Source organism: Thalassospira sp. MBR-102, from assembly GCF_040549275.1.
Lineage (GTDB): Bacteria > Pseudomonadota > Alphaproteobacteria > Rhodospirillales > Thalassospiraceae > Thalassospira > Thalassospira xiamenensis.
The window spans coordinates 166,524-177,318 of record NZ_JBEPTC010000013.1 but is presented as its reverse complement, the minus strand read 5'-3'; the positions used below and the strand labels follow the sequence as shown (position 1 = coordinate 177,318).

The following is a 10,795-nucleotide window of genomic DNA, read 5'->3' as shown; positions in this document are numbered from 1 at the left end:
CCATCGGCAATATATGCGACATCTTCGAGCCTAATGAATGCTGGAACTTCTTTAAGGCTGCAGGCTATGCTTCAGATTAAAAGCAAAATGCTTTAGCAGACGCCCGAAATGTGTCCGGGCTTCATCGGTTGTCGGAAATGTCGTCATGGCCGGGAGTGACCGGAGCGGGCCGTGAGCCCGAAGGGTGTCTGTTGGTGAAGCTGGGGAAGGTCTGAGGTTTGTCCGGGCTCCATCGGTTGCCGGAAGAGTCGTGATGGCCGGGAGTGATCGGAGCGGGCGGTGAGGCCGATGCTTGTCCGTTGGCGAGGCTGGCGGAGGCCCGAGGTTTGTCGGGGCTTCATCAATTGCCGGAAATGTCGCGATGGCCGGAGATGATCGGAGCGGGCGGTGAGCCCGAGGACCGTCCGTCGGTGAGGTTGGGGGAGGCACGGGGGTTGCCCGGACTTCCGGGAGGCCGGAGTTTCGGTTTTGGGTTGTGTGTTCTGCTGTCGCATCGGCTATCGCTTGGCGGTGGCCCGGATGTCTTGGTCATGTTTCCGGCGGTAAAGATCATTGACCGAGGTGTCATTCGCAGCGTCAGTCCCAGGCTAGGGCCAGCGTGGCCGAGAGCCTGTGATCTTTCTGTGTTCCGGGCCGGGGCGGGTAAACGGATCAGATTTGTTCAGGGCCAGCAGCAATAACGTTTTCTTCGCTTATGCCGCGTCGCCAATCTGATCGATCTCGAGATTTCAAAGATGGGGATTGTCTCCTCCGATACCGCCGTATTTGGCTTTGTTCTTTTAAAATGTGGCTTCCGAGATGCCATGACGACGGCAAACATCCGCTGTCTTCTGCCCGGATTCCTGCTCCCGGGTCATCCCGATGATTTGCTCTTCCGTGAACCGTGATCGTTTCATATCGTCTGTTTTCTTCGTTAAGACAGACCTACTCATTTCTGGGCGAATTTTAAGGGCTCAGGTCAAACCCATTCTGCTTCAGAGTCTTTTCTAATCAGTCTCTTAGCTGAAAGTATGGGGTCAAGATATACGTGGTCGGGTATTGATGCCGTTTTGCAAGGTGGCATGCGCTGTTGAGATGCCTTGGTGCACTTGCGAGTCAGCGCCTCAACGGTTTGAAATGGGTTAAGGCTATCACTCAGGAAGGTCGTGCTAGCCCACTCTGCCTTATCCGCCGTTGGTGACAAGTTGTTGCCGCGGACCAAGGCAAAGGCAATACGTGTAAATGGTAGAAAAAACACGAACATCATAGAAAATGTTCGTGCCTCTCAATGCATAAGGTTGCCGTTTCGGCGGCCTTTTTCATGACAGGCACAAAATTTAAATCTGCTGCGAAATCCGGGAAAACAGCCATTTATCGTGTGGCATTGGCAGTTCTCGAAAAAAAAACAACAGAAGCGTCGCCAGTTTTATCGCCTGCACGCGTGGATATGAATACCGGCCCGATTTTGGGTCGGTTGGCAGGTATGTCACTTCCATTATTCCATATAGGAGATCGCGAAAATGGCGAGCATTAACACGAATATGTCGGCGACCCTTGCGGTGTCGAACCTCAACAAGACCACCGATGAAATGACTTCCGTTTTGACGGCGATGTCGAGCGGCAAGTCCATCAACTCTGCATCGGACGATGCGGCGGGTCTTGCCGTTTATACTGCAATGTCTGTTGATTATGCGGCATGGGAACAGGCGGGTGATAACGCCGAAGTTGCCACGGCTATTTTGGAGACTGCCGACGGTGGCCTTGCCGAAATCGCCGATATTCTGGAACGTATGTATGAGCTGGCCTCAGAGGCGTCGTCTGGTTCTGTGACGGATACGGAACGTGCATATCTGGATGATGAATACGGGCAGTTGTCATCACAGATCGATTCCATCGTTGCGTCCACGACGTATTTCGATACGGCATTGCTTGATGGTGCGTATGATGAAAGCTTTGTTGTTTCAGCCGACTCAACAGTTGCTGCGATTTCCGTGACCCTGGCCCAGGATTATGACGCGGCCGGTCTTGGTATTGCGGCTGATGTGACCAGTTCCACAAACGCGACCACCGCACTTGGGGAAATCGAAGCTGCCATCGAACTGGTTTCGTCTGGCCGTGCAAACATCGGTGCGCTTGAGTCGCGCTTCGATTATGCCGCGAGCAATATCGAAACCGCTCAGACCAACCTTGAAGCAGCGATGAGCGTTTACATGGACGCCGATATCGCCCAGCTGAGCGCGGATCAAACCGAGTTGGGTGTCAAAATGGACTCTGCCATTCAGGCACTGTCAGTTTCCAATGACAATCTCGAGAAGCTCTCGCGGTTGCTGAGCTAACTCGTTGCAGGACCGCCTGGTCTTAGAGCCGCCGGGTGGTCCTGTTTCTTCTGGTATCGTGTGACAAGGGAGGGCTGAATGTCGACAGTGAACTCATCTACGTCGTCAAGCTATGTATCGTCGTCCTACGTTTCAGGTCTGACAGACCTTGATACCGCAGAGTTGGTTGAAGACGCCTATAACGCCAAGATGGAAGTTGCCGACACCATCGAGACAGAGGTTGACGAGCTTGAACTTGAAATTGCGGCGTTTGAAGATTTGCAGGATCTGCTTGAGGCGCTGGAAGATGCGGCAGAGGCCCTGACCGCCTCGGCCGAGCTTGACAGTTTGCGCGATGATGTCTGGGTTGGAAAATCGGCCTATCTGTCATCGTCGGATGCCAACACCACCGCATCGGATGTACTGGGTGTTTTGGTTGATGACGAGGCCGCGGTTGGTAGTTACACGATTGAAATCAAACAGATGGCAACCGCCCACAAGCTGGGTGGGGATACCTATGCCGATGCTTCATCGGCTGCTGGTTTGTCGGGCACCCTCAATCTTGTGGCCGGGGATGATTATACCGCAACGGATATCGAGATATCCGATGACATGTCGCTTGACGATATTGCCGATGCCATTAATGACCAGAGTAGTGCAACCGGGGTACGTGCCAGTGTGCTTCAGGTTTCCGATGATGAATATATGCTGGTGCTATCGGCTATTGATACCGGGCAGGAGATCACCTTTGATACCGATGGAGCAGACACGACGCTGGCTGCGTCTTTGGGGTTTGTCAATGACGATGGCGGTTATGCGAACGAGCTGGTGGCAGCTGATCAGGCGATTTTCTCCGTCGACGGGGTAGAGGTAACCCGCAGCAGCAATACGGTTGATGACGTGATTGATGGTGTGACGCTTTATCTGTATGCGGAGGAAGAAGGTACCGAGATTACGCTTGAAATTGATGAGGACGCGAGTTCGGTCTATGACGCGATTGAGGCTTTTGTCGACGCCTATAACGAGTTGCGCAGCTTTGTCATCACCAATCAATCCTATGAAGCCGGTCAGGGCGCGGATGAGGATGCGGTTTTGTTTGGTGATTCATTACTGAGTTCTGTTGTTTCATCGGTATATGACGCGCTTTCCTTCAAGGAAGATAGCGACACATATGCGACCTTGTCGTCGATTGGCATCACGTTTGATGAGAGCAATTATCTGGTCATTGATACCGAGACGCTTGAAGACGCGTTGGTGTCGAATTTTGACGATATTGCCGATCTGTTTTCTCTTTCCATCGATACCGGTTCCGACAATCTGTTGGTGTCGGAAGCCGACGGTTCCTATACGGGCACGTTCACGATCGATATCGAGGTAGATGTCGATGGCAACATGACCTCGGCTAGTGTTGGCGGCGATTCCAGTCTTTTTACGATCAGTGGCAACAAGATCATCGGGGTCGCAGGTTCGGCGTTCGAGGGGGTCGAACTGTATTTTGGCGGTGATAGTTCTGAAAGCGTCGATGTCACGATTTCAAGCGGCCTTGCCAATGAAATGGTTACCGCGCTCGACAAATATACCAACAGTTCGGACGGCCTGATTTCCGCCCGTATCGAGCGGTTGGAAGAACAAACCACCAATCTTGAGGATGAAATCGAAGATGTTACGGCCGACGCAGAAGAATATGCCGAGAAACTGACGGAACGTTATTCGGCTCTTGAGACCAAGATGTATCAGCTTCAGCTGCTGCGTGAACAACTTGAAGCCTTGTGGGGTGAAGATGACTAAGAATTCACAGGCGACTGCACAACAGGCTTATCGTTTTGCCGGTGCCAGCGCACAATACAACAATGCATTGCGCACGACGTCACCCCTTGCGATGATGGTGATCGCCATTACCCGTACGCGCCAGCATTTGCGGGCGGCGAAACAACATCGCGAAGAAAAGCGTTTCGATCTTGAACGTCAGGAAAAGTCAATTGTCGTCAATCGATTGCGGGCTTTGCAGGCAATCGTCTCGCCGAAATCGGCCCCTGAATTGTCTCGTGATCTGTATGCGTTTTATGCGCGCATGATCAAACTTCTGGCTCGAAACGGGCGGAAAACACCGCTTGAGGAACGTTACGAAATCGTGGACCGGAACCTCGAAACACTGGCAAAACAGTGGGAGAGTTTCAAATCGGTAAATTCGCAGGCCGCTGGACCGCAACAGGTTCGTGGAACACGTCATATCGTGGAACAGGTGTTGTGAGGGGCAGTTGAGTGTAGGCATCCGTCGCGAAATGACAACGGGATCGCAAGCCTCCGAGGCGGCAAGACAGAATGCCACCCTGTCGGAACTTGCTGATCAGGATCTTGTGGCCCTGATGGTTCGGGGTGACAAGCACGCCTATCGCGTGCTTGTCGAGCGATACTATCGCGGGATTATCGGGATTGCGCGGCGCATGGGCCTTACAGGCAGTGACGCGGAAGATGTGGCGCAGGATGTTTTCGTCCGGGTATGGTTGCATCGGGAAAAATGGCGTCCGGAAGGAGCCAGCTTCAAAACCTGGTTGTATCGGGTTGCGGTAAACCGGGTGATTGATCTGAAACGCAAGCCGCAATTCGTCGATGGCAGTGATCTTGAAAACATGCCTGATGAGGCGATTTCACCAGTTGAACAGCTGGCACAACATCAGGAATTCAGGCGGCTTCGAACTGCGATCAAGCTGTTGTCTGAGCAACAACAAATTGCCATCAATCTGTTTTATGATCGCGAACTGTCCAATCAAGAAGCGGCTGCTATTATGGGGGTTTCCGTCAATGCGATGGAATCATTGTTAAAAAGGGCACGAAAGCGACTGCGTGAAGAGTTGAAAGCAATGGGATAGATCGTTAACTTCAGTTGCGTTCGAACAGGTAGGTTCGTCCTAGGAAAAAGCGGTGTGCTGTGAAGATCGAGAAATTTGAAGAATTGCTGGATCAGTACGGGTGGGACATTACATCCTGGCCGGAGCAGCTTCGCCATGAGGCCAACATTCTTGTTGCCCGGAATGATGAAGCAGCAGAATTGCTGAAATCCTTGAAATCTGTTGAAGATTTGCTGGCCGATGATCCCTTGCCGTTGGGCAAACATCGCGCGATTGACGATATTTTTGCGGTGATTGAGGCAGAAGAAAATGCGGCAGAGCCGCGACGTCATGACGCGAAAAGCGATGCCTTTTCCTTTAACGACGCGCGCCGCGGACGTGGTGCAGAGCTGCGGGCGGCCGAACATCAGGGTGATTCTGTTCCACAGCGTCAGACTTATCCGTCCGAAAGGATCGCCAATCCGGTTGGTAGCGTGACAGGACCAACTGACCCGGCTCTTGCAATATCAGGTATCCGAGTGAAGTCATCGCGGGCATTGTTGCGGTATTCAGCGACCTTTGCTTCTGCCTTCGGGATGGTGCTTTGTGTGATGTTCGGTTTTGTGGTCGGCGTTGTGTTTACGTCCGAACAGGAAATCCAAACCAACGCCCAAGCAATCGAAATGCCGATGATGCAGGCTCTGGAAAATCATGTTTTTGATGAGGCCTCGCAAGGCATGGGAATCGGTTCGAATGGTGCAAACACGCAAACAGGGCGGGAATGATGATTTTAGATGATCGTCGCAAGCCTGATGCCACCCGAAGGTTCTTGTGGGCATCGCTTGCTTTGAATCTGTTCCTGATTGGGACAATTGCGGGAAGTATTGCCGCGGGTAGTACGATCCTCCACAGCTTTCTGGGGGGCTCGCCGCCGATGATTGGTCCGGACAATGGCCCGCCGCCGCCGGTTCGCATGCTTTCAGAAGTACGCGAGAAGCTGAGCCCGGAAGGAAAGGCCATTTTTGACGCCGAGTTTGCGCCGGTGATGGAAGATTTGATGAAACGTCGTGATGACCTGAAAAAGTTCAGAGAACTGCGCGAGGTTTTGCTGCGCGACGATGCAACGGATGCCGAAATCCGTGGCGTCTTTGAAAAAATGAAGAACGGTATCGGGGATGATTTTGGTCGTATACTTACGCACATGGCCAATGTCGCGGTCCAGCTGTCACCCGAAGATCGCGCAGAACTGGCATTGCATCGTCCTGGGCCGCCACCGCCGCCGCAGTAACTTTTGCCGGAAACGAGCCTAAGACGGAAAGGAGTGCAAATGCGCTCCTTTTTTGTTTTTGGATTTATTTTCTAAAAAAGTGAATTTGTTGCGCCAGTTTTTCCGTCCGCCAGCGTGAAACGAACATAAGACCCGTTCAATGTTCGCTTCATGGAGGCGGTGATGAGTTACCTCAGCGGCCTGACATACGATAGCCTGACGGCTTCGACGACCTCGTCGTCAAGCACATCAACGTCGTCGAGTACGAGCGAGAGCTCGACCTACGAAACCTATATGACGCTGATGCTGACGACGCTTCAGAATCAGGACCCGACCGATCCCGAAGATGTGTCAGAGATGACCACGCAACTGGCGACCTTCGAGCAGCTTGAACTGGCTGAAAATAACAATGCATTGCTGTCCGATCTTTCGGAATCGCTTCTGACCCTACAGGGGGTGATCGATAACAGCGCCGCGCAGTCCTATCTTGGTACCGATGTTGTCGCAGTCGGGGATACCGCCCCGCTCGAAGATGGCGAGGCCGAATGGTATTTTGTCCTTGATGATGATGCCTCGAATGTCAGCATCGAAATCACCGATGAAGATGGAAACGTTGTCTACGAGACGACGGTGACCGGTGCCGAGGGTGCGAATAATTTCACATGGGACGGGGTGACGGACGGCGGAAGCACGCTGAGTTCGGGGACCTATACCCTTTCGGTCGAAGCGACCGATTCTGACGAAAATTCTGTTGATTCTGAAATTCTCATGACCGGTGTGGTGTCGGCAATCGACCTGACCGGCGACGAAGCCGTGCTGTATGTCAATGGGGTCGATATCGCGATCTCGGACGTTCAGGGCACGCAAACAGTTTCCTGAAGCGAAGGACCAAAGCCATGAGCTTAAGCAGTGCACTGAATTCCGCCGTTTTGGGGCTGAATGCGCAATCGACGTCGCTTGGTGTGATTTCGGGCAATATCAGTAACAGCGAGACTGTCGGTTACAAGGATAGTTCGACATCCTTCTCGTCGCTGGTGACCACGCCCGGCTCGACGACGACTGGCTATTCCAATGGTGTGACGACATCGACCCAAACCAATATCAGCTCGCAAGGCCTGATTCAGGCAGATGATACTGCGACCAGTCTGGCGATATCGGGTGATGGTTTCTTTGTCGTGACCGATGGCAATGGTGACGTTTATTACACGCGTGCCGGTGACTTTGACACTGATGCCGAAGGCAATCTGGTTAACAGTTCTGGCTATTATCTTATGGGATACGCGCTTGACGATGACGGTAACCCGGCAAGCGGCACCGTTCCGACCAGTACATCGGCCCTGACGACGATCAATCTTGAAGATCTGACCGGAACGGCAGAAGCTTCGACCGAAGTTTCGATGGTAGCAAACCTTCCGGCAGATGCGGCAGTTGGCGATACATTTTCCGTTGATGTCGAAGTGTTTGACAGTCTCGGTACCAGTCATACGGTAACCTATAACTACGAGAAAACGGCCGAGAATGAGTGGGAGCTGACTTATTCTGATCCGGTTCTGACCTCGGACGGAACGACGGTTACGGGTACGTCTTCGGGTGGTCCATTGACGATTACCTTTGACGGGGATGGCAATCTTTCGGCGATTACGGATACCAGCGGCACTGATGTGACCGACAACGCAACTCTGACCATCACCGGCTGGACCACCGGGGCTAATGATAGCTCTATCGTTTCCGATCTTGGAACGGCCGGCGATGACGACGGCTTGCAGCAATTTGCGTCCGACGAAGAAGACGGCGACATGACGCTGTATTCGGTTGACCAGAACGGTTCGAATTACAGCGAGATCGCCGAGATATCGATCTCGGACGATGGGGTTGTTTCGGTTACCTATGAGAACGGCGAGAGCGAACCGGTCTATCAGATCGTACTGGCCGATTTTGCCAACGCGGATGGCCTGACCGCCTATAGCGATACTGTCTACAAGGAAAGCAACACATCGGGCAGCTATGTGCTGAAAACCCCGGGTGATGGCGGAACCGGGACGCTGGCGGATTATTCGCTGGAAAGTTCCACCGTCGATACTACCAGCCAGTTTTCCAAAATGATCATCGCACAGCAGGCCTATTCGGCCGCTGCCCAGGTCGTTTCAACGACCAGCGATATGTATGACACGCTCATTTCGGCAGTGAACTAAGTCGTGAAGCAAGGGGATTTCGGGTTATGACAGCAATGGCTTTGGCACTTCCAAACGATAGCGACGCCGTCACGCAGATCATTGCGCGTCTCGAAGAACTTCTCGATGTCGAATGGCGGATCCTTGAACAGGGTCAGTATGACCTTTTGCCCGATATCACGGCGGAAAAGACTCTGCTGGAAGATGCGCTGAAGTCCGAACTGCGTGCCCAGAAACAGGCCGATCCGGAAAATCCGCTTGCTGGCCAGATCATCAATTTTGATTTGGTCCGCAGTCTTCGCAATAAGCTTGATCGCAATAATATCCGCCTTATGGCCAAGCGCGATGCCTGCCTGAAACGTATTCGTGCCGGTTGGGCCGCAACGGCAGGTGATCAGGCAACGTCATATGACCGCGATGGTGATTTGCATGGCAAATCAACGCGCGCCATTCTGAATTTGAAGATGTAACTGCACTTTTGACAACTGACAGGTCAGAAAAATGTCGATCCGTGCTGCCCAATCTGCTGCGTTCAGCGCATTGCAATCAAGCCAGACCGGGATTGCTGTATCTTCGAACAACATCGCGAATGCGTCGGTCGAGGGATACACAACCAAGTCGACCAGTCTGGCCAGCAATGTCAGCGGTGGTTCTGCTGTGGGCGTTTCGGTCACTTCGGTGGGATCAAGCGTTGACAGTTATCTGATCAAAGCGATCAACGAAGCCGCGTCGGAAAGTGGGTATGAATCCGTGTTTGCCGACCCGCTTGAGATTGTTTCAAGCAATTTCGGATCGGTTGGAGATGATGACGCAATTTCTACCCTGATCACCGACCTTGAAACATCAATCGCATCCCTTGCTGCCAGTGCAGACAGCCAGTCGGCCAAGTCGCTTGTTCTGACCGATGCAGAGCAGATTGCAAGCGAGCTTAACAGCCTTTCGGCAAGTGTTCAGGATCAGCGTGCGTCTGCCGATCAGTCGATCGAAGATACCGTTGATCAGATCAATTCTTTGTTGAATGAGATTCAGTCCTACAACGAGCAGCTCACCGGAACGGATGGTACAACGCTGGCTTCCAGCGAGATTGAAGATGCGCGTGCGGTCGCCATCCAGGAACTGTCTGAACTGGTTGATGTGTCCTATTACACCAATTCATCCAACCAGACGCAGATCTATATCGGCGGGACGCTTGTGGTTGGTAGTCAGGTGCAGGAACTTGAATATAACGCGGTTGGTACGGTAAATGCCGACACGGTGTTTGGCGAAATCACCGTGAATGGTAATTCGATCACGGATGATGTCAGCGGTGGCGCGCTGGGAGGACTGATTGAACTTCGTGATGAAACCCTACCTGCCATTCAGGATGAACTTGATGCCCTTGCCGTGGCTCTGATGGACAGCGTCAATGCCGTGACCAATCTTGGCACGTCCTATCCCGGCCCGAACGAGCTAACATCAAGCGAGACAACGGCGCTGACAGATTCCTTTTCCGGAACCGGCACCGTTCGGTTGGTGGCGACGGATGAGGATGGCAATGCGGTTGAAATTCTTGATATCGATCTGACTACGGTGACGACGGTTCAAGATCTGGTTGATCAGATCAATGGATCAACAAACATGAGTGCTACGGTAAATGCGGATGGCACTTTAACCATCGCCAGCACGGATGATGATTACGGTGTATCGATCATCAATATGGATGCCGAGATTGGTGCGGATGCGCAGGGATTGTCGGATTATTTCGGTCTGAACGACATGTTCACTGGAACCGGTGCCGATGATATTTCGGTTAATAGCGCGTGGCTGGCCGATTCCAGTCTGGTGCCAACCGGATCGGGATCGGACGACGCGACTCTTGCCGTTGGCGATAGCGTGATTTCGTCGGGAAGCTCGGATGTGGCCGAGGCATTGGCCAATGTTTTTGATACCAATGTCAGTTTCGATGCGGCCGGGAACCTTGGCAGTACCAAAACGACGCTTTCGGATTATGCATCAGAAATACTGTCTGATGTTGCCCAGCAGGCTTCGACCGCCGAAACCAAGGCCAGTGTTGCCAGTGCCGCGTTTAGCGATCTGGTTGAGAGTTTTTCCAATCAATACGGGGTCAATACTGACGAAGAGGCTCTGACATTGGCCAATCTTGAAAGTGCCTACGAAGCGGCCGCGGCGGTCCTGGAGATCACGCAGTCTCTGATGGACACGTTGCTTGAAGCTGTCCGGTAAAGGGTAAAGAAC

The 10,795-nt window shown here is 52.7% G+C and carries 11 protein-coding genes and 1 pseudogene; 11 read left to right on the top strand and 1 reads right to left on the bottom strand.

The genetic code is table 11. The annotated features are described in order from the left end of the window. Window positions 1–782 precede the first annotated feature (782 nt). Window positions 783–896 (bottom strand): annotated as a pseudogene (locus tag ABIE64_RS19410) (transposase); the annotation flags it as partial. A 371-nt stretch (window positions 897–1,267) separates the two neighbouring features. Here ABIE64_RS19410 and ABIE64_RS19405 point away from each other — a divergent pair. The 11 genes from ABIE64_RS19405 (at window position 1,268) to flgK (ending at window position 10,783) form a co-directional block, all read left to right on the top strand. Continuing rightward, the gene (locus ABIE64_RS19405) at window positions 1,268–1,513 is read left to right on the top strand and encodes a hypothetical protein (protein WP_354378300.1); all 246 of its coding nucleotides are present in this window, start codon (window positions 1,268–1,270) and stop codon (window positions 1,511–1,513) included. Continuing rightward, the gene (locus tag ABIE64_RS19400) at window positions 1,500–2,315 is read left to right on the top strand and encodes a flagellin (RefSeq protein ID WP_071239627.1); all 816 of its coding nucleotides are present in this window, start codon (window positions 1,500–1,502) and stop codon (window positions 2,313–2,315) included. The genes ABIE64_RS19405 and ABIE64_RS19400 overlap by 14 nt, the downstream gene beginning before the upstream one ends. 78 nt (window positions 2,316–2,393) lie before the next feature. Next, window positions 2,394–4,082: a flagellar filament capping protein FliD gene (fliD, locus tag ABIE64_RS19395; RefSeq protein ID WP_354378299.1), complete on the top strand. Its 1,689-nt coding sequence runs from the start codon at window positions 2,394–2,396 to the stop codon at window positions 4,080–4,082. Then, entirely contained in the window at window positions 4,075–4,545 is a 471-nt protein-coding gene (locus ABIE64_RS19390; RefSeq protein WP_071239629.1) for a flagellar protein FliS, read from the top strand. The genes fliD and ABIE64_RS19390 overlap by 8 nt, the downstream gene beginning before the upstream one ends. A 7-nt stretch (window positions 4,546–4,552) precedes the next feature. Continuing rightward, entirely contained in the window at window positions 4,553–5,164 is a 612-nt protein-coding gene (locus tag ABIE64_RS19385; protein ID WP_354378298.1) for a sigma-70 family RNA polymerase sigma factor, read from the top strand. Between the two features lie 59 nt (window positions 5,165–5,223). Continuing rightward, entirely contained in the window at window positions 5,224–5,907 is a 684-nt protein-coding gene (locus ABIE64_RS19380; RefSeq protein WP_354378297.1) for a hypothetical protein, read from the top strand. After that, window positions 5,904–6,410: a periplasmic heavy metal sensor gene (locus tag ABIE64_RS19375; RefSeq protein ID WP_065702077.1), complete on the top strand. Its 507-nt coding sequence runs from the start codon at window positions 5,904–5,906 to the stop codon at window positions 6,408–6,410. The genes ABIE64_RS19380 and ABIE64_RS19375 overlap by 4 nt, the downstream gene beginning before the upstream one ends. A gap of 162 nt (window positions 6,411–6,572) precedes the next feature. Next, complete coding sequence (locus tag ABIE64_RS19370) at window positions 6,573–7,268, top strand: flagellar hook assembly protein FlgD (protein WP_354378296.1); 696 nt, start codon at window positions 6,573–6,575, stop codon at window positions 7,266–7,268. A 17-nt stretch (window positions 7,269–7,285) separates the two neighbouring features. After that, the gene (flgE, locus tag ABIE64_RS19365) at window positions 7,286–8,581 is read left to right on the top strand and encodes a flagellar hook protein FlgE (protein ID WP_063096050.1); all 1,296 of its coding nucleotides are present in this window, start codon (window positions 7,286–7,288) and stop codon (window positions 8,579–8,581) included. Between the two features lie 26 nt (window positions 8,582–8,607). Then, the gene (locus tag ABIE64_RS19360; RefSeq protein ID WP_063096052.1) at window positions 8,608–9,030 is read left to right on the top strand and encodes a hypothetical protein; all 423 of its coding nucleotides are present in this window, start codon (window positions 8,608–8,610) and stop codon (window positions 9,028–9,030) included. Between the two features lie 31 nt (window positions 9,031–9,061). Beyond that, window positions 9,062–10,783 (top strand): flagellar hook-associated protein FlgK, encoded by a 1,722-nt coding sequence (flgK, locus tag ABIE64_RS19355; RefSeq protein ID WP_354378295.1) that lies wholly within the window; start codon window positions 9,062–9,064, stop codon window positions 10,781–10,783. Window positions 10,784–10,795: the final 12 nt, after the last annotated feature.